This window comes from Methanobrevibacter oralis (genome assembly GCF_001639275.1).
Classification (GTDB): Archaea; Methanobacteriota; Methanobacteria; order Methanobacteriales; family Methanobacteriaceae; genus Methanocatella; species Methanocatella oralis.
In genome coordinates, this window is the sequence record NZ_LWMU01000081.1 from 29,133 (window position 1) to 54,126 (window position 24,994).

General features: G+C 28.2%; 21 protein-coding genes. 10 read left to right on the forward strand and 11 right to left on the reverse strand.

Going from position 1 to position 24,994, the window contains the following annotated elements; translation table 11 throughout:
• Both hisI and hisS read right to left on the reverse strand, forming a co-directional pair.
• Nucleotides 1-408: a phosphoribosyl-AMP cyclohydrolase gene (gene hisI, locus MBORA_RS06850; protein ID WP_042692038.1), complete on the reverse strand. Its 408-nt coding sequence runs from the start codon at nt 406-408 to the stop codon at nt 1-3.
• Complete coding sequence (hisS, locus tag MBORA_RS06855) at nt 398-1,705, reverse strand: histidine--tRNA ligase (protein WP_042692034.1); 1,308 nt, start codon at nt 1,703-1,705, stop codon at nt 398-400. Before hisS ends, hisI begins: the two co-directional genes overlap by 11 nt.
• A gap of 85 nt (nt 1,706-1,790) precedes the next feature.
• Here hisS and MBORA_RS06860 point away from each other — a divergent pair, with 85 nt between their 5' ends.
• On the forward strand, nt 1,791-2,639 hold the full coding sequence (locus MBORA_RS06860; RefSeq protein ID WP_042692029.1) for a shikimate dehydrogenase: 849 nt from the start codon (nt 1,791-1,793) through the stop codon (nt 2,637-2,639).
• A gap of 34 nt (nt 2,640-2,673) precedes the next feature.
• On the forward strand, nt 2,674-3,330 hold the full coding sequence (locus MBORA_RS06865; RefSeq protein ID WP_248845838.1) for an ATPase: 657 nt from the start codon (nt 2,674-2,676) through the stop codon (nt 3,328-3,330).
• On the opposite strand, the gene MBORA_RS06870 is transcribed toward MBORA_RS06865, so the two are convergent.
• Both MBORA_RS06870 and MBORA_RS06875 read right to left on the reverse strand, forming a co-directional pair.
• Complete coding sequence (locus tag MBORA_RS06870; RefSeq protein WP_063720436.1) at nt 3,313-4,719, reverse strand: replication factor C large subunit; 1,407 nt, start codon at nt 4,717-4,719, stop codon at nt 3,313-3,315. The genes MBORA_RS06865 and MBORA_RS06870 overlap by 18 nt on opposite strands.
• A 9-nt stretch (nt 4,720-4,728) precedes the next feature.
• A complete protein-coding gene (locus MBORA_RS06875; protein ID WP_042692021.1) occupies nt 4,729-5,676 on the reverse strand; it encodes a replication factor C small subunit in 948 nt (315 codons plus the stop codon).
• A gap of 592 nt (nt 5,677-6,268) precedes the next feature.
• Here MBORA_RS06875 and MBORA_RS06880 point away from each other — a divergent pair.
• Nucleotides 6,269-7,225, forward strand: coding sequence for a zinc metalloprotease HtpX (locus MBORA_RS06880; protein WP_063720437.1), 957 nt, complete (start codon nt 6,269-6,271; stop codon nt 7,223-7,225).
• A 15-nt stretch (nt 7,226-7,240) separates the two neighbouring features.
• The gene (locus tag MBORA_RS06885; protein WP_081738327.1) at nt 7,241-7,966 is read left to right on the forward strand and encodes a tRNA (adenine-N1)-methyltransferase; all 726 of its coding nucleotides are present in this window, start codon (nt 7,241-7,243) and stop codon (nt 7,964-7,966) included.
• 21 nt (nt 7,967-7,987) lie between these two features.
• Here MBORA_RS06885 and leuS read toward each other — a convergent pair whose 3' ends face one another.
• Together leuS and MBORA_RS06895 are read right to left on the reverse strand one after the other, a co-directional pair.
• Nucleotides 7,988-10,843: a leucine--tRNA ligase gene (leuS, locus tag MBORA_RS06890; RefSeq protein ID WP_042692012.1), complete on the reverse strand. Its 2,856-nt coding sequence runs from the start codon at nt 10,841-10,843 to the stop codon at nt 7,988-7,990.
• Between the two features lie 10 nt (nt 10,844-10,853).
• Nucleotides 10,854-11,642, reverse strand: coding sequence for an NAD+ synthase (locus MBORA_RS06895; protein ID WP_063720438.1), 789 nt, complete (start codon nt 11,640-11,642; stop codon nt 10,854-10,856).
• A gap of 180 nt (nt 11,643-11,822) precedes the next feature.
• Here MBORA_RS06895 and MBORA_RS06900 point away from each other — a divergent pair, with 180 nt between their 5' ends.
• Complete coding sequence (locus MBORA_RS06900) at nt 11,823-12,830, forward strand: ArsA family ATPase (RefSeq protein WP_042692008.1); 1,008 nt, start codon at nt 11,823-11,825, stop codon at nt 12,828-12,830.
• A 380-nt stretch (nt 12,831-13,210) separates the two neighbouring features.
• Here MBORA_RS06900 and MBORA_RS06910 read toward each other — a convergent pair whose 3' ends face one another.
• The 3 genes from MBORA_RS06910 to MBORA_RS06920 all read right to left on the reverse strand — a co-directional run bounded on the left by MBORA_RS06910 (nt 13,211) and on the right by MBORA_RS06920 (nt 17,474).
• Nucleotides 13,211-16,339 carry an Ig-like domain repeat protein gene (locus tag MBORA_RS06910; RefSeq protein WP_063720440.1) on the reverse strand — a complete coding sequence of 1,043 codons (3,129 nt, stop codon included), beginning with the start codon at nt 16,337-16,339 and terminating at the stop codon, nt 13,211-13,213.
• A 117-nt stretch (nt 16,340-16,456) separates the two neighbouring features.
• Nucleotides 16,457-17,095 (reverse strand): cobalt-precorrin-7 (C(5))-methyltransferase, encoded by a 639-nt coding sequence (locus MBORA_RS06915; RefSeq protein WP_063720441.1) that lies wholly within the window; start codon nt 17,093-17,095, stop codon nt 16,457-16,459.
• A gap of 1 nt (nt 17,096) precedes the next feature.
• On the reverse strand, nt 17,097-17,474 hold the full coding sequence (locus tag MBORA_RS06920) for a winged helix-turn-helix transcriptional regulator (RefSeq protein ID WP_042691998.1): 378 nt from the start codon (nt 17,472-17,474) through the stop codon (nt 17,097-17,099).
• Nucleotides 17,475-17,585: 111 nt separating this feature from the next.
• Between MBORA_RS06920 and MBORA_RS06925 the strand changes: the two genes are divergently transcribed.
• Entirely contained in the window at nt 17,586-18,368 is a 783-nt protein-coding gene (locus MBORA_RS06925; RefSeq protein WP_042691995.1) for a protein-ADP-ribose hydrolase, read from the forward strand.
• A 1-nt stretch (nt 18,369) separates the two neighbouring features.
• On the forward strand, nt 18,370-19,218 hold the full coding sequence (locus MBORA_RS06930) for an SIR2 family NAD-dependent protein deacylase (RefSeq protein ID WP_042691992.1): 849 nt from the start codon (nt 18,370-18,372) through the stop codon (nt 19,216-19,218).
• Here the strand turns inward: MBORA_RS06930 and MBORA_RS06935 are convergent.
• Nucleotides 19,207-20,961 (reverse strand): alkaline phosphatase family protein, encoded by a 1,755-nt coding sequence (locus tag MBORA_RS06935; RefSeq protein WP_231475750.1) that lies wholly within the window; start codon nt 20,959-20,961, stop codon nt 19,207-19,209. The two genes, MBORA_RS06930 and MBORA_RS06935, sit on opposite strands and share 12 nt — an antisense overlap.
• On the opposite strand from MBORA_RS06935, the gene MBORA_RS11190 reads away from it, so the two are divergent.
• Nucleotides 20,960-21,187, forward strand: a complete 228-nt coding sequence (locus MBORA_RS11190; RefSeq protein WP_231475749.1) for a hypothetical protein — start codon at nt 20,960-20,962, stop codon at nt 21,185-21,187. The genes MBORA_RS06935 and MBORA_RS11190 overlap by 2 nt on opposite strands.
• A gap of 117 nt (nt 21,188-21,304) precedes the next feature.
• Here MBORA_RS11190 and MBORA_RS06940 read toward each other — a convergent pair whose 3' ends face one another.
• On the reverse strand, nt 21,305-22,156 hold the full coding sequence (locus MBORA_RS06940; protein ID WP_063720442.1) for a metallophosphoesterase: 852 nt from the start codon (nt 22,154-22,156) through the stop codon (nt 21,305-21,307).
• A 106-nt stretch (nt 22,157-22,262) separates the two neighbouring features.
• On the opposite strand from MBORA_RS06940, the gene MBORA_RS06945 reads away from it, so the two are divergent.
• Both MBORA_RS06945 and MBORA_RS06950 read left to right on the forward strand, forming a co-directional pair.
• Nucleotides 22,263-23,456: a redox-regulated ATPase YchF gene (locus MBORA_RS06945; RefSeq protein ID WP_042691988.1), complete on the forward strand. Its 1,194-nt coding sequence runs from the start codon at nt 22,263-22,265 to the stop codon at nt 23,454-23,456.
• Between the two features lie 157 nt (nt 23,457-23,613).
• Nucleotides 23,614-24,792, forward strand: coding sequence for an AAA family ATPase (locus tag MBORA_RS06950; protein ID WP_042691984.1), 1,179 nt, complete (start codon nt 23,614-23,616; stop codon nt 24,790-24,792).
• Nucleotides 24,793-24,994: the final 202 nt, after the last annotated feature.

Consider the following 24,994-nt stretch of genomic DNA (forward strand, 5'->3'; position numbering starts at 1 on the left):
TTAATACACATCTTCTGGATTGAAAACTCGTTTTAGAATTATCTCAAAGTCTTCATCATTAATATTTTCAATATTAATATTGTTTTCGAGTTTCAATTTTCTATAAAAGCATGATGGGTAACCTTTGTGACAAGCGGCAACATGTTGTTTTACTTTTAATATAATTGCGTCCATATCACAGTCAATAAAAATTTCTTTAACTTCCTGGATATTTCCAGAGCTTTCTCCTTTTAGCCATTGTTTATTTCGAGATGTACTCCAATAATGAGCTTTACCAGTTTTTAATGTTTTAATTAAAGCTTCTTTATTCATATTACCTACCATTAAAATTTGATTACTTTTAAAATCCTGTGCAATGGCAGTAATAAGTTTTTCACCATTAATTTCATGTTTAAAATTAATTTTCATCTTTAATTCCTCTTAAATAATAAACAACATTGTCAACATCAATTAATTCCTGATTACCACTTTTCATATCTTTAATTGTAATTTTACCGTCATTTAAATCATTTTCGCCAATAATAGCTATTTTGTCAACATTAATTTTATTAGCATAATTAATTAATTTCTTGAATTTACGAGCATTTAAATCAACATCAGCTTTAATATTGTTTCTTCTAAGATTTTGTGTTATTTCATAAGCTTTAGCACTTACATTATCGGAAATAGGAGCAACATAAATATCTAAATGGGATTTTTTCTCTTTTTTCTCACATAATTCATCTAAGGCATTCATTAATCTATCAAAACCCAAGGCAAAACCAGTTGATTCAACTTCTTTTCCTCCAAAGACTTTAATTAAACTATATGATCCTCCACCACAGATTTGTTTTTGAGCACCAAGTTCAGGAACATAAATTTCAAAGACAATTCCTGTGTAATAATCAAGTCCTCTAGCTACTCCTAAGTTTAAAGTGTAATTTTCAACTTCAAAGCTTTCTAGTAGATTAACAAGTTCTTTAAGTTGATTAAATGATTCTTGAGTCTCTGCATAATCTTTTATTAAATTTTCTACTTTGTTGAGAATACTTTTATCTCCAACCAAATCAATTAATTGTAACAGTATTTGATTTAATTCATCATTATCAATAACAGGGTTGTCACCACTTAAAGATTCTTTTAATAAATCTTTATCTCCTTTATCAATAACAACCATTAGTTCTCTTTGAGTTTCTTCGGTTATATTGAAATGTTTAAATAACCCTCTAATGATTCCTAAATGATTAATGTTTACATCAGCAGTAGTAATTCCTAAACTGTTAACTGCATCATTACATAAAGCTATAACTTCAGCTTCACCTTGAGGAGAGTTAGCACCAATTAATTCACATCCAAATTGCCAAAATTGCCTAAATCTTCCTTTTTGTGGTCTTTCATATCTAAAACAACTTCCATAATAATAAAGCTTAATAGGTTTTATGGCTGTTTTTTCAAGTTCATTTAAGTATAATCTAGCTATTGGGGCGGTAATTTCAGGTCTTAAAGTTAATTCTCTATTGGATTTATCTTTAAAGTTGTATAGCTGGTCAACAATTTCTTCTCCAGATTTAGTTGTAAATAATTTTAATTCTTCAAATAATGGGGTCTTTACTTCCCTATAACCATAATTTTCAAATATATTTCTTAAGATACTCTGAGCTTCCTTTCTTTCTTGCATTTCATCAAATAAAAAATCCCGTGTACCTCTTGGTTTTGTAAATTCCATTTTACATCTCCACTTCTTTAACCAATTATAGTAAAGTTTTGTATATACAAATTTATATAATCTTTGATAATCTATTAAATTATATATGAATATTCAAGGTAGTACAAAAATCGTTGGTTTAATTGGTCAACCTATTGAACACACTTTTTCACCACCGATGCATAATGCAGCTTTTATGAAATTAGGATTAGATTATGTTTATCTTCCATTTAGTGTTAATCCTATTAATTTAAAATCTGCAATAAGCGGTGCTAAATCATTAAGTATTCAGGGACTAAATGTAACAATTCCACATAAAATAGATGTAATTAAGTATCTAGATGAATTAGATGAAATCGCAAAGCTAATTGGTGCAGTAAATACGATCGATTTTAAAAATTTAAAAGGATACAATACAGATGGGATTGGGGCTATTAAAGCTATTGAAGAAGTATCTAATGTTAAAAATAAAAATGTTATTGTTTCAGGTGCTGGTGGTGCTTCAAGAGCTATTTCATTTTATTTAGCTAAATTTGGTGTTGAATCATTAACAATTTTAAATAGAAATGTTGTAAAAGCAGAAAAATTAGCTAATGATATTTTAAATTCCGATTTGATTGGAAATATTAAAACAGATTCACTTGAAAATATTAGCAAATATTTAACTAAAAGTGATATTTTAATTAACACAACACCGCTAGGAATGAACCCGAGTTTAGAGGCTGTTTCAATAGCTAATGCGAATGATATGCATGAAGATTTAGTAGTATTTGATGCGGTTTATAATCCTAATGAAACAGTTCTATTAAAAGAAGCAATTAAAGCTGGAGCAAAACCTGTTTATGGGATAAAAATGTTATTATATCAAGGTGCAGAAAGTTTTGAGATATGGACAGGTAAAAAAGCACCAATAAAAGCAATGTATGAAAGCCTAATAAAAACACTTAATTTATGATGATATTATGGATTTATTTTTAGATTTAGCAAATATGACAGAGTCGAATGAATTTTCAAAGTCTAAAAAAGGTGTGTTGAAATTTCTTAAAATTATTGGAGTGGATAGTCGCTTTATAAGTTACACTCCAGAAAAAATTTATATTAACAATCTACGTTTTTCTAAATTTTCAAGAAAACGAGAAGATATTTTTAAAAAACAATTTAGTGATATTGAAGTTGTAAGGAACTCCTTATTTCAAAAAATATGCTCAAAATCATCGAAAGTATTATCTGATATTGAACCAAACAGTGTTATTTTAATTCCAAAAAACAATGAATTAATGGAAATTATTTTAGAGCCATATACTCGTAAATACGGTGTTAAATTAGTTTATAGTGGAGGTCATGATTTAATAGCCAATCCTTTAATATTGGATGATGAAGTAAATTCAATTTTTTCAAGTATTTTTAAAGGAGAAGGCATTAATTTTGGAAAAAAAGAAGGTGAAATTTATCCATTTATTAACGTTTCAAAAAAATGGATCAATTCCTTTTTAGAAATGGATAATAAGGAGTGTATTAACGGGTCAAATGGAGATGAGCTAGCTAATTCATTCATGAAATTTTTAGAAGATGTAGTCCCTCAATATAGGGAAAATGTCCTTAAAGCTTCTGAATTTATAGAAGAAAAATTAAAAATTAAACAATGAAGTTTGTTTTGTTGCTTTCTCTTTAGCTTTTTCTTCTTTTATTTCTTCACCCTTATCTTCAGCGACTGGTTCGGCTGAAATAAATCCTTGCATTTGAATTTCTAATTCTTTAGCTCTTTTATCTCTCTCTTCAATTCTCATTTTTCCTTTTTGTTTTTCCATCTTAGTTATAACTTTTTTAGGGATTTTTTTAGATCTAAAACGTTTTATGTCATCATTGTCAAATTCTAAAAAGTCAGAAATTTCCCAAGCTAGTTCATCATTTTTAAACATTATTTCTAAATATGGAAACATAGAAATGGCTATTGAATGTGAAATGTGCATTTTTTGAGACATTTTCTCAGCAATTTTGTCTCTAAGGTTTCTTTTTACCCTATTACGTCCCATTAAAGTGAAAGTTGTTGGAGATGTAATTTTTGTGAATTTTTTATAAGTGTCATGTTTTGAACTGCTAACGCCAATTCCCATAAAATCACTAGCATATTTCCAATAGCCATAGTTTCTAGTGTGCTGTGCTCTTCCAAAATATAAATCTGCCTTTGAAATATTTTCATAAGCTTTTTTAATTTCATCTTTTTTTGTGTATTCTCTAGGAATATTCTCTGCAATATATTCCATTACAAGTGTTGGGTCTTCTTCAACTCTTAAAGCATCTTTAACATGTTTGGGATTTTTACTTTTTAAAACAGCAGTAACTCCATTTATTATTGTTGAGCGATCATCTTTAGTTGTTATGTTTTCCACATCTTGAACTTCTAAAACTTCTTCTTTATTAGCTAATGATTGTAGGGTATTTATTGCAGAACGCATATCTCCATTAGCCTTTTTAGACAATTCTTTTAAAGCAGCAGGGTTTACTTTAACCTCCTCATTTTGAGCTATTTCTCGTAAAAGTTTATTAATACTTGGTGATCTAACTTTGCTCATTTTTAAAACAGTACATTTTGTTTTAAGCGAAGTTAGTCTTTTAGAATAGAAATCATTGGCTATTAATATTAGTGGGTGTTTAGAGGATTTTATAATCTCACCAATAGCTTTAACACCACCACGATCATTGGTTCCGTGAATTCCATCAACCTCATCAAGAATTATTAACTTGTAATCATCTCCAAAAAGAGATCTTGAAGATGAGGATTCACCGATAGTTCTTTTGATAATGTCATGTGAACGTTTATCACTTGCATTAAGTTCAACGTATTCTGAAAATTCTTTAGCTATAACTTGTGCAAGTGTTGTTTTTCCAATTCCAGGTGGACCAACTAAAAGTAAGGGGTTTTGAGGATCACCTCTTTTCCAATTATTAATCCACTCTAAAATTGTTTTTTTCTCTTTATTGTTACCAACTACTTCATCTAAGCTTTGTGGTCGGTATTTGTCAGTCCATAACATTTATATACCTTATAAGAATTTAGTTAAAAGAGCTTCAAGTTGTATTCTTGGATTAGCTCCTTCTCTTATTCTAAAATCACAATTAGCAATTGATTCTATTAAATCTATGTAGAATTCAGGATCCATTTTTCCATCAACTATTCTTTTAGAAACTTCTTGATAAATTTGTGTAACCATATCTTCTCCACTAGTGCCTTGTAAAACCATTGTTTCTCTTAAGATTGTTCTAGCTCCCATGAAATCTCCAGTTAGTGCTTTGGTTATAAGATTACTAATGTCTTGTGGTTTTGCTTTAGAAACAACTTCATAAACGGATTCTTCATTAACTATTTCTCCTTCTGAGGTTGCTGCTTGTAAAACATTTACAGCTTTACGCATATCTCCTTCTGCAAAGTAAACGATAGTTTCAAGACCTTTTTCATCATATTCAAACTTTTCATTTTCACAGATGTATTTTAATCTAGCTACTATATCTTCTCCTTTAATTGGAGCAAATCTGAATATTGCACATCTTGATTGGATAGGGTCAATAATTTTAGAAGAATAATTACATGAAAGGATAAATGATGCTGTTTTTGTATACATTTCCATTTCACGTCTAAGTGCATGCTGCGCATCTTTTGTCATGTTATCTACTTCATCTAGAAAAATTATTCTAAATGGAGCACCAACAGGTTTTAATCTACAGAAATTTTTAATATTATTCCTTACTGTTTCAATTCCTCTTGCATCGGATGCATTAAGTTCTAAGAAGTTTTGCCTCCAGTATTCCCCAAGAATTGACTTTACAAGAGCTAATGCAGTAGTTGTTTTTCCAACACCTGCAGGTCCAGTAAACATTAAATTAGGCATGCTTTCTTCGCCTACATATTTTTGGAGTCTTGTTATTATTTGTTTTTGCCCTACGATATCTTCTAGTTTTTGTGGCCTATATTTTTCTACCCAAGGTCCGCTCATTAAATCACCATTTTTTTACTAGTAGAATATTTGTAATTTTTAATTAAATTATCTTTTGGTTAATATTTTTAATTTTTTCCTTAACTTTTTTTTTAAGAGGGGGCTGCCAAATTTAATTTTATATAAAGAAGCTTTAGGAACTTCAAAAATTAACACTCCTAATCTTTCACTAAGTTTATCTTTCCCATCTAATTTATAAATCCATGTTTTGTTCGTTTAAATCAATCTTTAGAATACTAATATGTTCAGCTAATTTAAAAACATTTTCACAGTTAAATTCATAATCAGAAAATTTATTTTAGGTAATGCATTTCATCCATTAATTCTAAAAAAGTTTTTATTTATATGGAATTTTTAATTCCTAATGTTAATTTAGAGAATTTTTTATAGAATAAGTTTTCATTTTGTTTCATTATAATACAGTTGTTTGGAATTTTTTTACTTTTAGAAAATTCATGATATTATTATCTATAAAAAATTTATTCAATGAAAAATTTCATTTTTTTAATAATGAAACTATAGCTATAAATAGCTAGTGAGTATAAGAATAGTAATATAAATTATTGTACTAAAATTAATTAGGTGGTATTGTATGAGAGGAACTTGGAAACTCAAATTAAGAATGTGGCTTACAACAATTTTAATGTTTACTATTGTTTATTTTTTAGTATCATTAGCTGGAGCTTATTTAGGGATTAGTGGAGGATACTTTTTTTTAATTGTTAGTTTAATCATTGTATTTTTACAATATTGGTTTGGTCCTTCAATCGTAAAACGTTCAATGAATGTTAGACCACTTTCACCACAAGAAGCACCACATATTCATCAAATGGTGGAAGAATTATCACAAGCCGCTGGAATACCAAAACCTGAAATTGGTCTTTCAGAAATTAATATTCCAAATGCTTTTGCATATGGTAGAACTAGTAGAAGTGGACATATTGCAATTACCCATCCAATTTTAGGATTGTTGGATAGGGATGAGCTAAAAGCGGTTTTAGGTCATGAAATGGGACATTTAAAACATAATGACATGGCTATTACTGCAATGGTAAGTGTTATTCCTATGATATGTTACTATATTGCATTATCATTCATGTTCTCAAGAAACAATAATAATGGAGGATTTATAATAGGCATTGTTGGTTATGTATTTTATTTAATTGGACAGTTACTTGTTCTATTTATTTCAAGGATCAGAGAATATTATGCTGATGAAGCTAGTGTTGAGTTTGGAAATCGTCCTGCAGCATTAGTATCTGCATTATATAAATTGTCTTATGGAGCTGCTAAAGTTGATAGTCAAATAATTAATGAAGTAAACACAACACGTGCTTTCTTTATAAATGATGTGAATAATGCTCAAAGCGATATTAATGAATTTAGACAAATTGATTATAATGGTGATGGGTCTATTTCAGATGATGAGTTAAGAAGACTTAATAATGCTCGTATTGAAGTTTCAACTTCAAAGAAATTGATGGAAATATTATCTACTCATCCAGATACTTTAAAAAGAGTTAAAAGATTATCAGAATTAGAAAATTAGGTGATCTAGTTGAAAATGATTTTAGATGAACGTGGAAAAAAGTATATTCTTAAAAAAGATTCAGATTTTCAAAGTGATTTAGGAATAATTTCACAAGAACAATTAGCTAATTGTGAAATTGGTGATGAGCTTGAAAGTCATTTAGGTCACGCATTTAAAATCGTAAAACCTAATATTAATGATTTCATAGATTTAATGGATCGGCATTGTTCAATATTACTTAAAAAAGACATTGGACTTGTGCTTGCTCATACTGGATTAGGTGCAGGATGTCGCGTTGTTGATGCTGGAACTGGTGCAGGAGCTATTGCACTTAATTTTGGTAATGTTGTTGGTGAAGATGGTAGAGTATTTACTTATGAGATAAGGGAAGACTTTGCAGAAATTGCAAAAAACAACATTGAAAAATTTGGTATTAAAAACATTGAAGTTAAAAATAAGAATATTAAAGACGGAATTGATGAAGATAATATTGATTTAATCTTTTTAGACTTACCAAAGCCATTTGAACTCTTTGAAGAGGTATATAGATCTTTAAATGTTGGAGGTTTTTTAGCTGTTTATGCTCCGTATATAGATCAAGCTGAAATTTCTTATAGAATAGCTAAAAAGCTTAATTTTTATGGTGTTGAAATTATTGAAATTTTAGAGCGAGGTCTTGAGGTTAGACCTCAAGGTGTAAGACCAAAAACTCGCATGGTAGGCCATAGTGGATACTTGGTATTTGCACGTAAACTATAAAAAAAGAAAAAATGGGATTATTTATTCCATAAAAATTGCTGGTTTATAAGGCATTGCATTTTTAGCCTTATTTTCAGGGTCATAGCTATCATCATTGTGGATAATAACCTCATTTCCACATTCTTCTTTAATATAATCGATAGCATCAGTTAATATTTGATTTTCATTGATTTTACCAATATATCTTGTTTTAGTTATTTCACGACCTATTTTTTTAGCTACTTGAGCTATTTCTTTTTTATCATCGTAAATTTTAGCTCCAATAGCTCTACCCATGATTTGACCAATATCTGGTTTTCCAACATCGTTGGCTATTTTGTATAAATCCCATTTCCATTCAGGAGCTAGGTAAATATGAACTTTTTCAACATTTTTACCAAGCATTTTTTTAATTTGTTTTATGTCATTGATTGTATTTTGAACTAATTCTTCAGATTTTTCAATTTCTAAGCTTACTCTGTTTTCATCATATTTAGGCCATTCAGCTTCACTTACAAAAGCATTGCCTCCATATTTGGCCCATAATTCTTCAGATGTGTGTGGAGTAAATGGTGCGAGTAATCTAATCCATGATTCTAAAACAACAGATAAAACATATATTATTGCAGGATCTTGTGAATTAATTAAATGCTTAATTCTGTATAGATAATGGTCAATATCTTTTTTAAGTAAGAATAATGATTCTTGAAGGGCTTTCCTTGTTTGAAAAGCTTCTAATGCTTTAGTTGCATCTTTAACGTGTTTATTAAGTTGACTTAACATCCACATATCAATAGTACGTGTGAGTTCAACTTTTTTGATATTGTTTAAATCTAGAGGTGAACCTTTAATTTCTTCTACTTTGGATGCAAAATCTTTAAACCATTCTAATCTTCTTTTAGTTCCAAGCACTTCTTTTTCTCTCCAATCAAAATCTTGCCATGGTTCAGCTGATGCCATTAAAAAGAGTCTTACAACATCTGCACTATATTCCCTAATTGCATCTTTTAATAAAATAACATTTCCTTTTGAGGATGACATTTTATTTCCTTCTAAAAGACCCATTCCAAATACTACAGTTCCTTTAGGCCATTTATCTTTAGGATAAATTGCACTGTGGTGGAACATTAAGAAACTTAAGTGGTTTCCAACTAAATCTTTAGCAGATAATCTCCAATCAAGAGGATACCAATAATTAAATTCGTTTTGGATTTTTTCAACGAGTTCATCATCTACATTGATTTTTCCTGATTCTTTATTTAATAAAACTTTATCAAAGAAAGCAATGTTTAAATCATCAGGATTCATGTCTTTTAGGTATTTAGCTATTGTATAATATGACATGTAAATTGTAGAGTCAGTAAGTGGTTCAATTAGCCATTGTTTATCCCAAGGGAGTCTAGTTCCAAGCCCCACATTTCTAGAACACGCCCAATCATCTAACCAATCAATATAATATTCAAAATTATTTTTAACTTCAGGAGGAATTATTGTTTCACCATCAAGAACTTTTAATGTTTTTTCTGTCCATTTAGGATTTCCATAATTCATAAACCATTGATTGTCCATTATTTTAACAACACAGTTTTCACCACATCTACAAATAATTGGACGTTCTGCAAAGTCATACATTATTGTAGCTATATTTTTAGCTATTAACTCTTCCTTTAATTCTTCACGTGCAATTGATACTTTTTTACCACCATAATTTGGAATAGATTTAATAATCCTTCCTTTACTATGTTCTATTTTATAAAGTTCATTTGTTGCATCTTGTAATTTTTCATCATTTTGATTTTTTATTTGTAGTTTTTCAATAATGTCTGCGGCAGGAATTTCTCCATATCCTTTAACGCTACATACAGGAATTGGATTAACATCTTTGATGATATCTTCTAAATTATATTTTGATAATATTTCATGATTATTTTTCAAATCCTGAAGAGCAATATAATCTGCAGGTGCATCAGCAGGTTCTGAGAAAACAACTCCACTTCCATAAGATCCACTGACGAAACTAGCAGGCAAGATTGGAAGTTTGTCTCCAGTAAATGGGTTTTTTACAAATTTTCCAATTAAATCATTTGGATTAATTTCACTAACGATTGTTAAATCTTTAACTTGATGTTTTAAGTTATGATACGCTTCTTTTGTAATAATCCAATGTTCACCATTTGAATTGACTTCAATATATTTAATATCTGGGTTTAACCAAATATTTGTTGCTCCAACAATCGTTTCTGGTCTAAGTGTAGCAGTCACGAAAATTTTATCTTCCATTTTAAATTTAAGTAAAGTAAGCTCATTTATTCCAACTCCTTCACCTTCAAGCAGATCATGGTCTCCTACAGGATTACCACATCTTGGACAATATTTAACTGGATGTTTTCCTTTGATAACCAATCCTTTTTCTTTTAAAGTTGTTATTTGCCATTCTATGAATTTTTTATAAGTTGGATCGATTGTTTTGAATTCTCTTCTCCAATCTATTGAATATCCCATTTCATGCATTACTTCATTATATTCGCTACTAAAGTATTTTACAATATATTCAGGGTCTTCTAACTTATGAAGTTCTTCTTTAGGCACTCCATGAACATTTTCATATAAATTAAGAGTCCAAGGATCTTTTCTTTTAATCCTATCTGCAATTCCAATAACTGGTGCTCCAGTTACATGCCATGCCATGGGGAATAATACGTTAAATCCTTTCATTCTTTTAAATCTTGCATAAACATCTGGAACAGTATATGTACGGCCGTGTCCAATATGCATAGCTCCACTAGGGTATGGAAAAGCTACAGTTAAATATAACTTTTCTTTATCATTTGGATTTGATTCAAATAGCTTGCTTTCTTCCCATTTTTTCTGCCATTTTTTTTCTATATTTTCGTTCACTCAATCACCATTATAATATTGTTTTTTTAGGACTTTCAGGAAGTTTAGTTTTATGTTCATTTGTTTGAACTTTTTTAATAATCATTTCAACTTCATCTACATCAATACTTAATTCATTAGCTATTTTTTTACTTATTTGATTTTTTTCTGTAAATGAATATAATATTTTATCAAGTAATTCGTAAGTCATTCCAATTTCATCTTCATCAGTTTGGTTATTCCATAATCCAGCACGAGGAGGTTTATCAATGAGTTCTTGTGGAATGTTTAGATATTTACTTAATTCATAAACATTAGTTTTGTATAAATCACCAATTGGTTCAATATCACATGCACCATCTCCGTATTTGGTAAAATATCCAATTAAGTTTTCACTTTTATTGCCTGTTCCACAAACAAGGTAATTTTTAGAATTTGCAAAGTAATAAATGATTGACATTCTAATTCTAGCTTTTAAGTTTCCAATAGGCTTAATATCTCCTTTTATTTGACTAACAATTAAAAATTCATTTAAGATACTATCAATTGCTATTTCTTTGTATTGTATGCCTAATTTTTGAGCAATGTCGGTGCCGTGAAGTTTATCTTCTGTTGGTGTTGTGGATGAAGGCATTATAATTCCAAATACTTTATCACTACCAACAGCCTCACAAGCTAAATATGCAGCTAATGTGGAGTCAATTCCCCCACTTAATCCTATAACAAGTCCATCAACATTAGCTTTGGATACCTTATTCTGGATAAATTTAACAATATTGTTTTTTGTCTGTTTGGTATTTATTTTGGGAATTTCGCTCATATCATCACAACTCCTAATCATTTATTAGTAACTATTATAATTTTTTTAATTTAAATAGTATGTTATATTTGGATGAATTTGATTTCTACAAGTTTGGAAATAATTGTATCTAGCTAATATTTATATATTAAAAAAATTTAATATAACATAAAGTTACTAAAAGTATGTGGAGGTAAAATATTGGCATTTAAAGATTATTTCAAATTTAATAAAGACAAAACTACATTTATTTTTGTAGGTGGAAAGGGAGGTGTTGGTAAAACTTCAATTTCATCTGCTACAGCATTATGGTTAGCCAAACAAGGTAAAAAAACATTAATTGTTTCAACAGATCCTGCTCATTCTTTATCTGATTCACTTGAAGTTCCAATTGGACATCAACCTCGTGAGATTAAAACTAATCTATTTGCAATAGAAATTGATCCAGACGAAGCAATGGCTCAAAAACAAGTAGCTCTTGAAACTCAAAAAACTAACTCTACTTCAGATAAACTAATGGGTTTGGATTTCTTATCTGACCAAATGGACATTGCATCTTCTGCTCCAGGTGCTGATGAAGCTGCTGCATTTGAGGTGTTTTTATCTGTAATGACCTCAGATGAATATGATGTAGTTGTATTTGATACTGCTCCAACTGGGCATACTTTAAGATTATTGTCCTTTCCAGAAGTAATGGATTCATGGGTTGGAAAAATGATGTTGATAAAAACGAAATTAGGTAGTGCTGCTAATTCTTTAAAAAATCTTATACCCTTTATGGATGCAGCTGATGATCCACAAACTACTGAAGATTTAAAAAGAACCAAGGAACAGATAGATCAAGCAAAAGAAGTTTTATCTAATCCTGAAAGAACCACATTTAAAATGGTTGTTATTCCAGAAGAAATGTCAATTTATGAATCTGAAAGAGCGATTGAAGCTTTAAAAAAATACAATATAACTGTTGATAGTATTATAGTTAATCAAGTAATGCCAGATATTTCTGATTGTGATTTTTGCCATTCAAGACATAAATTACAACAAAAACGTTTAGCATTAATCTCTCAAAAATTCAAAGAACAAATTATAGCTCAAGTTCCTTTATTTAAAGATGAAGTTAAAGGCCAAGAAAAATTATTAACTCTTGCTGAAATTTTATATGAAGATAAAAACAATGATGAAGTTTCTCAAGAAGCTATTCAACTTTAAAAAATAAAAATAAGTTAAAATATTAATTTATTTTAACTATTCTCTATTTTTAAATAATTCAATAAATGTAGCTATCCATAGCAATGAAACCAATACTATGCTCCATTCATGAGAACTAGGAACTCTAGTTTCATAGATTATCGCTATGAAAAATAGTATTAGTAATATTTTTATTATAATGTTTTGTTTTTTAACTTGTTCAATAAAAGCTGATAGTTCCATTGGAATTAGTTTTTTTAAAAGGAAATAATATATTATAACTAGTAAAATACAACTAATTGTACATATTAACCAATTTTCGATACTAAGACACATAACAAATAATATCATAAACAAAATTATACCTATAAATAATTTTAAGGCATTTTTTTTAGTAAATTTCATTTATTCCAACTCTTTTTTAGATATTTTTCAGGAACATTTAGAAGGGTATAATATTCTTCATCAAAATATTCATATGTCTCTTGTCTAGTTAATTTTCTTACAGAGCCTTTACTTATATATTTCGCATTATCTCTATCAAGACTATTGTCATTATTTATTGGAACTTCAATATAATCAACGCTACCGTCAGATTTAGGTATGTTGAATATTTTTCTATCTTGGAAGTATCCCGGTCTTGTTATAGTTAATCTGTCATATGTATCGTATAAATCTTCATCATCAATGTAATGATCTTTATAATAAACTCCTGTGGAATGTATTATTGAAACAGCTCCAATAAATGAAAATCCAGCTGCTAATCCTTCTAATTTTATTATTGAACTTGCTGCCCAAATTCCACATGTTAAAAATTTATAACTCATTACTATTGTTGAGTGTAAATTCTTCATAAAATCATCTAATCCTTTTTTAAGATTATTCAAATCGTTATTTAGGCTTTTAACTACATCATTAATCATTAATGATATTCCACAGAATGTACAACCAGATTCTATTTTTGAACCTTTATATGCAAAACCATCTTCAATCATCAATACACTTGCAACACCGCTTTGCTCATCAATAATTATAGTAGAATTTTTATCTTCACAAAGAATCATCACACTTCTATTTATATAAATAATACTGTAATTATTGTTATTAATTGATTCAATAACTTCTTCTAGGGAGCTTCTAGCATCATTTCCTACCCTATTTGTTAAAATCGATAAACAATATTTTTCAAATTCAGGTAAATAAAGGGAATTCATTAGTCTAAATGTTTTAGCATTTTTTCCAATAACATTTAATCCCATTAATGGATTTAGTACATGTAAATACACTTTATCTCGTGTTACACCACTCATAATTACTGTTGTATTTTCACGTTTATAGGTCACATTTAGTTTATTTGAAAGTTTATTTGCTAGATTATCACTAAGTAATGCCGTATTTAGGGAAATTAAAAAAATTGAATTTAAATTTTGTATTGGATTTAAAATATTATTTTGTATATTGGCTATTTTGTTTTTAGTATTTGACTCTCTTACATTCTCATCAATTATTGTATAGCATTGTACAAATTCAAATCCAGCAGCGGGATTATAGGATTTATTTAAACCATAATTAATAATCTCTTGCTTTTCAACAAAATTATCCTGAGCTTTAAAACATGTATTTAAATGTTCTTTTGTTAGATAACCTGCTATATAATTTTCAAAATAGCTTAAAGTTACACTTTCTCCAGTATTCACAAATTTTATTTTATCTGCATTGTTATTTGTTATTTGATTGTAGTTTTTAGTGTTGAAGTCATAGATGGTTTTTCCATAATATTTTGCAAGATTAATTTTTAAACCCAATTCATCATACATTAGTGTTTGAAAACTAATTCCAGCTATGGATTTGCCATTTTGCATAAAGATTATTTTTTCACTTTTATCTACACCTTTGTCTGCATAAACTCCAAATTGCTCAATATTGTCACCACATGTATTTTTATAATCAATTTGAAGATAATCATCTACATTTGTTAAAATCAACCCATTTCCAGTTAATTTTCCAATATTATAATCGTTTTTTATTTCACTTCCATCAAATGGAATTAAATAGCTTTTATATCCAATATTTATAGAATCAATTTCATCCATTTTGTGTGTGGTAAATAAGTAATTTTTAGAACCTACTTGGACTTGAATTGCTTGTTTTTTTGGCATTTTAATAATACCATCTAAACCTGTTTTTAAGGAGTATATTGAGTTAGAAAAAACATAAGGAAATGTTACATTGACATAACTTGGAATTCGAATAGAATAGTGAAAAGGAGTGTGTTTTATCACTTTATTTACTATAATACTGTTTATAGATTTAAGACCTTTATATTCACATGTTATTTTATATTTTCCAACATCTAAATTGAGTTTAAGACTAGCTATTCCATTTTTATCAGTGGTTTTGGTGTATGTTTTTCCATCGACTTTTAATGTTACTTTTACATTGGATTGGATTTTACCTGCACTAGTTAATATTTTAACTTTATATTCGCTTCCATCACCATAATTCATATTAACGTCATTTGTTTGAATTATGCTTTTTATGGTGATTTTGTTATTAACATGACAATCATCATATTTTGTTGTAATTGTGTAGGTTCCTGGATTTAAATCAATATTAATTTTTGCATAACCTTTTTTATCAGTTGTTTTTTTGTAAGTTTTGCTATTTATTTTAAAGAATACACTTTTTCCTGCTCCAACAGCTTTTCCATTAGATTGAATTATTTTAACTTTAAACTCAGATGGACTTTTGTAGTATTTTGTTAAATCGCTATTTTCTTTAATCAAAGCCTTTATATTGATTTTTTTAGAAATTTTTTCATTTGTTTTAAGATTGTGTATTAAAATTGGGTAATTTCCTTGTTTTAAGTTAATTTCAACTTTTGCAACTCCAGATTTGTCCGTTGTTTGAATATAACTTTTACCATTGATTATGAATTTTATTTTGGTGTTTTTAAGTAGCTTTCCTTTTTGATTATAAAATTTAGCACTATACTTTTTTGAATTTTTATAATACTTATTTAAATCATTGGATTTTATTGTGCTTTTTATATTCACAGTTTTTTTAAGAATTTTACTTTGATATTTATTTGTTCCTTCAAAATTAATTAAAACAGAATATTTTCCACTTTTAAAATTTAAATCAATCAAAATTTTACCTTTTGAATCCGTAGTTTTTATTTGTGTTTTTCCATTTAATGTAATTTTAAGTTTAACTTTGCTTATTGCCTTTGAATTTTTGTCAGTTATTGATACACTAAGTTTATGCCCATCTTTGTAGTACATATTTACATTTGAGGCTTTTATATTGACTTTCTCTTTGGTTAATTTGGAATTTGTGTTTACTTGTCCAATCTCTCCATTAATTGAACAGAGATTTTGGGCGTTATTTTCAAGGTTTATTGCTTTAAGTTTTGATGTGTCATTTAAATTTTCTTTTAGAGTTTTATTTTCGTTATCAACTGCAGACACAGCTGAAATTAAAAAAAGAAATAAGAAAATAAAACATATAATTTTTATTTTTTTAATCATAGTATCTACCAAATGCTTTTAATCAGCACTTAAACTATGATATTTCAATTATTTATCTTTTATTTTTAAAATTAAAAAGTAAATGACTTTTAAAATGATTTTTAAAAGTAAATAAATTTAATATAGTATCATAATGCACATGTAGGTAAATTCACTATTGGCAATATCTTTTAATGTAGCTTCAACAATTCTTTCGTCAGGGTAGCTAAGTCTTTCACAAACCACAACTTTTCTTGACTCATCAACATTATTATCAAGTAAAAATTGTGCCATGTCCTTTACTTTTCTTGAAGGAAGTGCAATTGTAGTTTTACCATTGTTAATGACTTTTAAAATATCTTCAATATTTTCTCTTCCATGAAACGTCATTACATTAGCGTTATCCCACTGTATTTTGTTTTTAGCTGCTGCTAATTGAAGAGAACTGATTCCAGGTATTACTTCTATATTTTTTTTAGGAAAGTTTTTATCTAAAGAGATTCTTAAAACAGTATTTAAAACCCCTGAAAAACCGGGATCTCCAGTTGATAAAATTGAAACAACATAACCTTTAATAGCAAGTTCAACTGCTTCTTCTAATTTATTTAATAACTCTTTTACATTAAAAGGAACTTTGTTTTTGACATCATCAAATAGTGCAATTGCTCTTGTGCTTCCAACGGTATAATCACTTTTTTTAACAGTGTCTATGGCTATTTTAGTTAAATATTCACTAGATCCAGGTCCAATGCCTATAATGTAAATTTTACCAGTCATTTTAATCCTCAATATCTAAAATTTCTCTAAATTGCTTTTTTAAGTTATTTTTTTCTTCTTTTGTGTAGTTATTTTCATTATCTAAAGTAAACATTGCTAGTTCATATATTATTTTTTTCATTGATTTTCCATAATCTGTTAAAAAATATGTTGTACTTGTGGGTTTTGTAGCTGATACTTTTTTTTCAATTAAACCATTATTTTCAAGTTCTTTTAAACAATTTGACAACACTTTATTGCTTAAATTTGGTTTGTCTTCTTGAAACTCTTTAAAATGTCTTTTGCCAAAGAAAATATCGCGAATAATTTGAATGCTCCATTTTTTATTTATTAAATTCAGTGTTCTATCAACAGGACAGGTAGGCAATTTATTAGTCATATTTGATAATTGATTAATTAACTTATATATTTTTTATTGGTAACTTTTAAGTTACAAAAATAATTTAAATAGCATGAATCTATTTTAATATTAATTATAGAGGAGGTTTAGATGAATAATGATGAACAGTTAGAGTTCTTAATTAATTATTTGCTTGATGAAAGATCAGAGTCAATAGATATTCCAAAAACTTTTAGTGAAAAAAGAAATCTGCTTAGATCACTTATGAACATGAGACATCCATCTAATATTTCAGAGGAGTTTTTAAGAATTCAAGATGAATTTTTATCTAGAGAAACAGCCAATAAAAACTTAACATCGGTTGAGGATATTTCCCTATCATCTGGTAAAATCATGTTGTGGCAAGGAGACATTACCACTTTATCTGCAGATGCTATTGTAAATGCTGCTAATTCTAAACTATTAGGTTGTTTTATTCCAATGCATAATTGTATTGATAATATTATTCATTCAGCTTCTGGATTGCAACTTAGAGAAGAATGTAATAGAATGATAATGTTACAAGGAGGAGATGAAGATGTAGGTAAAGCTAAAATTACTAATGCATATAATTTACCTTCTAAATACGTTGTTCACACAGTGGGGCCTTCAATTGAACGGGGCATGAGAGTATCTAGTGATGATGTAAAAAAATTAGAACGCTGCTATAATTCTTGTTTAGAATTAGCTAGTGAATATAAATTGAATTCAATTGCTTTTTGTTGCATTTCAACAGGAGTCTTTAACTTTCCTCAAAAGAAAGCTGCTGAAATAGCTATTAGAACAGTAAAAGATTTTTTAAATTCAAATGAAACTTCTTTAAATCATATTATTTTCGATGTATTTACAGATAAAGACTACGATATTTATAAAAAATTATTGTTTGGTAATTAGTATGGATAGTTTTGTTTTAAGATTGGATAATGCAAAAAAAGCCCTTGATGAATCTGATTATATTTTAATCGGAGCTGGAGCTGGACTTTCTTCGGCTGCTGGAATTTTATATGGTGGTGAGAGATTTACAAGTAATTTTCAAGATTTCATTGAAAAATATGCGATGAAAGACATGTATTCATCAGGATTTTATCCTTTTAAAACTTCAGAAGAAAAATGGGCTTATTGGGCAAGACACATTGATGTTAATAGATATTCAGTAGGTAAAACTGATGTATATCAAAAATTATTAAATTTAGTTAAAGATAAGGATTATTTTGTATTAACAACTAATGTGGAGCACCAATTTTGGATAAATGATTTTGAAGATGAAAGAATATTTGCAACCCAGGGTGATTATGGATTATTCCAGTGTAGTAAAGCTTGTCATAATAAGTTATATCCTAATAAGAACATTATTTCAGAAATGCTTTTTAAAACTAAAGATTGTAAAATCCCTACAAAGTTAATTCCTAAATGTCCGGTGTGTGGAGCTGAAATGGATATTAATTTAAGGAAAGATAATTTATTTGTTCAAGATAAAAAATGGCATGAAATGAATAAGAATTACTCTAGATTTTTAGATAAAATCAATGATTCAAAAGTAGTATTTTTAGAGATGGGCGTAGGTTATAACACCCCGAGTATTATTAGATTTCCTTTTGAACAAATGACTTTTAATAATCCTAATGCAACTCTTATTAGATTAAATCTTGATTATCCTCAATCAACAGAAGAGAATATGGATAAAACTATTGGTTTTGATGAGAAAATTGAAGAAATTTTAGATTATTGGCTATCAAGGATTTAAATCATCAATTTCTCTTTTTAAAAAATTATATACCGAGGCTGCACCAATTAACTCTCCTGGATCTTTCCAATAAGAGGGATATAATATAAATGGTTTACATTGATCTCCTCCCATTCCCCCATGACTTCCAATTAATTCTTCAAATGCACATACTTCATCACATTCAGGATCATAAAAACTATTTACTAAAATATCTGGCATGTTATTAAATGAATTATGTCTTTTTAAATGCATTGGAGCATTTTTACCAAAATTAGCTAATGGATTTTGCCCAATTATTTTATCTGTATTTAAATAATAAATTCCTTGTGATCCTATAACCATTGGTCCATTAGTTATTGATTCAACCAATATAAACCCTATACCTGGATGATTTACAAGACCTGGAATTAAATCAGGGAACAATAAAATAATTTCTTCATAGTTCAAACGTTCCATCCATTGTGTTAAATATATTAAAGCTAGGTTTCCAGAACCTAACACGATTAATTCAGAATCTTTTGCTTTTTTAGTACTTTGATTAGTAGGATTGTGTTTTTTAATATAATCTAGATTGCTTCCATATCTCCCTGCTAATTTTTCAAGTTGTTCATTTTCTGAAATAAGTTTAATTCCTTTTTCTTTTAAATTTTGGATAATTTCGATTTCTTCAAAAATATCGATATTTTTTAAATCTTCTACTTTTTCCTTAATATTTTTTAAATTTTTACTTTCAGGAATAAAAACATCTCTGAAGTGATCTATATTGTATTCATTTTTAAACATGGTTAAATCATCTGGAAGCAATTTTCTAACATAATTTCCTAAGCTAAGTCCGTATCTTTGTTTAAATGTAGCACCATTAACTTGTCCGTGGTCAGATAGAACTACAATTTCATATTTTCGTTCATTATCTTCAATAGTTTTTTGAAGTCTATAAAATTGTTTATCAATTTGCTTTAAAACACCCCAAACATCTGGATCCATCACTCCAGAGTGATGAGCAACTTCATCATAACCCATATATGTTGCATAAGCAGTATCTTCATTTCCATGTATGATTGTAGCAGCTAAAATTTCTGTTGTTGTTTCTCTTAGAATAACATTAGCTCCCGCTCTTATTGCAGCATATATAATTGTTCTTCTAATTCTAGGTTGTATATTTTTAAGAACATGGAGTATTTGGGATTTTAATTCTACTAAAATATCCCATAAAAATAAAACAATAATTCTTGGGAAGTTGTAAGCATCTTCAAAAATCGTATTTAAAGAGGTATTATATAGTCTAAGTACATTTTGAATTTTAGATGAAGTTAAAGGTGCAGTTTTACTATCCCCTGAAAACATATTTGTTATACTGATTCCATCTTTTAAAAGTCCATTTCCATCTGAAATTCTCTTTTCAATTAAAGGGGCATGGCTTAATTTACCAGATACAATGATTCTATTATCATTTTCTTTTTCAACCCACCTATAAGCAACAATATTTTCATTGTTCCCATGTAATATTCCGGCTTGACTAGCTCCGGTTTGACTTGAAAGGTCAGTTTCCCATCCTTTTAATGTATGGGTATTTTCTAACCAATTTTTAAGTGTTGGCATCACTCCTTTATCAAGAGCCTTTTGAAGTATGTTTTTGGATAATCCATCAATTTCAAGCATTATAATTCCAGGATACCTTTTATAAGATCTATTTTCTTTGTATTTATTCCTTAAAGTTTTTTCATAATTTTCAAAATAATCAGTGTTTGTTAAAGAAAACATGCTTGTAGTAACTATTGATGACAATAATGGAATTTCTAATAATCCCCAAATTCCAATTGAAGCATCTGGAATAATTAGTATGACTAAAAAATATATTAACGAGTTAACAAATAATGCAGAAATACCTAATGTAAAAAGGATTAATTTTATAAAAATCTTTCTAAAAATAGGCCATAAAATAATATTAGCTATTGAAACTCCAATAATGATAAATATTGAATTATAATATGGGCCCAAATGAAAATCTGAGCAGATAGTTGGCATTCCAATTAATAAAAGACAATTTGCCACTATGATTAAGAGGGTAGTTATTGCACTTTTTAAAAATTTAATGACGGTGTTTTTAATCATTTATTTCATCTTCAACATTAATTTTTTTCTTTTTTGTAGTTTTAAGAGTAAATATTGTAATTTCAGGTTTACAATTAATTCTAAGTCTAAACGAATTAGTACCAAGCCCACGACTTGTGTATTGAATCATATTTCCAACTTTATATTTTCCAACAGGATATTTTTGAGAATTGGCACCTCTAAATGGGGTTGTTTCAATCATGGGTATTATTAATTGTCCTCCATGTGAATGCCCAGAAATTTGAAGATCAAATTTATTTGTCTTCGATGATTTTTCAGCAAAATCTGGTTCGTGAACAAGTAATATACATGGATTATCATCAGGTATTTTAGCTATAACTTTATTCAAGTCATCTTTACCCACTGTGCAACTATCAACCCCTGCAATATTAATTGAGGAATCTCCTTTTTCTAAAATATAAACATCATTACTTAAATCGATTATATCAGCGTTTTTAAGAATTTTTCTTATTTTTTCAGCACCCATCCAATGGTCATGATTTCCTAAAACGGCTAATTTGGCATCTTTAGCTTTTAATTTTTTCAGCGATTTTTCCAAATCGTTTTCATATCCGTCTAAAATATATGAAACATAATCTCCAGTTAAAACAATCATGTCACTATTTAATGTATTAATATATTCCACAAGATTATCTAAATATTCAGGCTGAATCCATTGTCCTATATGGATGTCTGTTAAGTTAATAATTTTATAATTATGAAAAACCCAATCTAGATTATCTAATTCAATGTCAACATTAATCAATTCAACATCATCTTCATTGAACTCCTTATCTGTTATTGTGTAAGTCATGAATTCTTGAATATTTTGACGAATTTTCATTGCGGAGGGCTGTTCATTATTTTGCAATATTTCACCTTTATATTATATTATCTATAAACTCTGAAACTATTTATATTTTAAAAAGCAAATATTTCATGTGATTATTATGCTTCAAATTGCAGTTACTGGAAAACCAAATGTTGGAAAATCATCTTTTTTCAATTCAGCAACTTCATCAACGGTAGAAATGGCAAACTATCCATTTACAACTATTGATGCCAATAAAGCTGTTGCTCATGTAATAAGTGATTGCCCATGTAAAGAATTAGATGTTACTTGTAATCCTAGAAATTCAATTTGTATTGATGGAAAAAGATTGCTTCCTATAGAGTTAATTGATGTTGCGGGGTTAGTGCCAGGAGCACATGAAGGAAAGGGATTAGGTAATAAGTTTTTAGATGACTTAATGCAGGCTAAAGTTTTCATTCATGTCATTGATGCTTCTGGTTCAACTGATATTGAAGGTCAACCAGTTGAAGCAGGTTCTCATGATCCATTAGAAGACATAGAATTTTTAGAAGAAGAAATTGTAATGTGGATGTATGGTATTTTAAGCAGAAACTGGATTAGGCTGGTACGCAAAATTGAAGCTGAAAAGTTAGACATTGCCAAAGTAATTTTTGATCAACTATCCGGTACTGGAATTTCATTAGAAGATATAATTGAAGCTAAAAGACACATGAGCAATCAGGAATATAATAAATGGGAAAAAGAAGATTTCATTGAATTAACACGTAATATATTAGATATTGCAAAACCAATGTTGATTGTAGCAAATAAAGCCGATTTACCAACGGCTGCTGAAAATATTAAAAAAATCAAAGAAAAATATCCAAATGTTATTCCTGCATCTGCAGAATCTGAAATTGCACTTGTAAGGGCGTCTGAAGCTGGTTTAATTAGTTATGTTTCTGGAGATTCTTCATTTGAAATATTAAAAGAGAAAAAATTGTCTACTAATCAATTAAAAGCTTTAAATTATATAAAAACAAATATTTTGGATGTTTATGGAAGTACTGGAATCCAAAAAGCTTTAAATGAAGGAATTTTTGGACTTTTAAATAGGATCGTTGTTTATCCGGTTCAGGATGAACACAAATACACGGATCAAAAGGGAAATATTTTGCCTGATGGAATTTTAGTTCCCAAAGGAGCTAATCCTCGTGATTTGGCTTATCTTGTTCACTCTGATATTGGGGATAAATTTATGCATGCTGTGGATGCTAGAACTAACATGAGGGTGGCCAGTGACTATGAACTGAAAGATAGAGATATTATTAGTATTATTACTAAAGGATAATTTTTATCTTTTTTTTATCATGTTTCATTTGATGGAACGTGTTCGATTTAATAATTTTTTTATTTTTGTTCGATTTGGTGGAACGTGTTCGATTTAATGAAACATATTTATACTTTGATTTTAAATATATGATTAATTAAATTATGGAGTGTTTCAAATGGATTTAATGCCAATTTCAATGCCAAAAGATATTGATAAGTATTTTTTTAATAGGGTTAAAGATATTGAAATGATTACTACTCAATTAAGCATGTTAGAAAAGGATATTCCTCCTCAGTTACTTATTACGGGGTATAGGGGTGTTGGCAAAACATTTCTTTTAAGAAAAATATTAAATGATTTACCTAGTCAATATTTAAGTGTTTTTATAGATTTATCTGAAATCACTGGTCGAAAAAAGGGAAAAATAACCGAAGAAGAAGTTCTGAAAATTATTTTAAATAGGATATATGGGATTCTTGATGAAAAAAATATGAGAAAGTTAAAAGATAAAATTTTATCTAATTTTAAAAAATTACTATTAAAAAACTATGATTTTTCAAATGATGTTAATTTTTTAGATATTCCAATACCCGTAATTTTTGATAATTATAAGGAGTTAAGTAAATTTGTTATGGAGTTACCTCAAAATATTGTTGATTCATCTGAGGATATTAAAGGTTTTGTAATTGTTTTTGATGAGTTTCAACTGCTTAAAAATTTAAAAAACCCAGATGCATTTTTTTGGTTAATTAGAAGTTTTACACAAAAGCAATTTAATGTAAGTTATATATTCACTGGTTCTATTTCAAAAACTTCAGATATAATAAACATGGTTAATGGCCAAGAGGGAGCTTTTGGGGGACGATTAATACAAATCAATATTGATCCGTTTACTATGGATGAAACAGAAAAATACCTTAATGAAAAATCAAACAATTTAAAATTCACTAAGGAAGGTTTTAAAAGGTTTTATTCATGTACACGAGGTATTCCATTGTATATTAATAGTTTATCTTCAATTTTACCAAATAACAAGCTTTGTGATGATGAACTGATTAAAGAAATGTTATATGAAAAAATAGATCAGGTTGCATTTATGTGGATTTATGTATGGGGTAGATTAAATCCTGGTGAAAAGAAGTTTATTATTTATTTATTAGAATCTGATGGTGCGAACAGGTTTAATCTGGATAAAAATCTAGGTTATGCAAAATCAAGTATTTCCAGATTCATTGATTCTCTTTCAAATAAAGGAATTATAGAATTTAATGGGGAAAAATTCATATTAGCAGATAAAATGTTGGAGAGATGGTTAAAAACTAAATGTGATAATATTGGATATTATCCATTTTAAAAAGTTTATCTATTTAATAAATCAACATAATGGATTATCCGCATCATTTTTACTTAATATTTATACTAGATATTTTTATTTAAATTAACTCGAATTTTTGAAAGTGCCATATTCATTGATTAAAAAATAATAAAAAGACATGGCTTTGACTAATATATTCATCTTAACAGTTAATTATTTTCAATACTTCGGCAATATATTT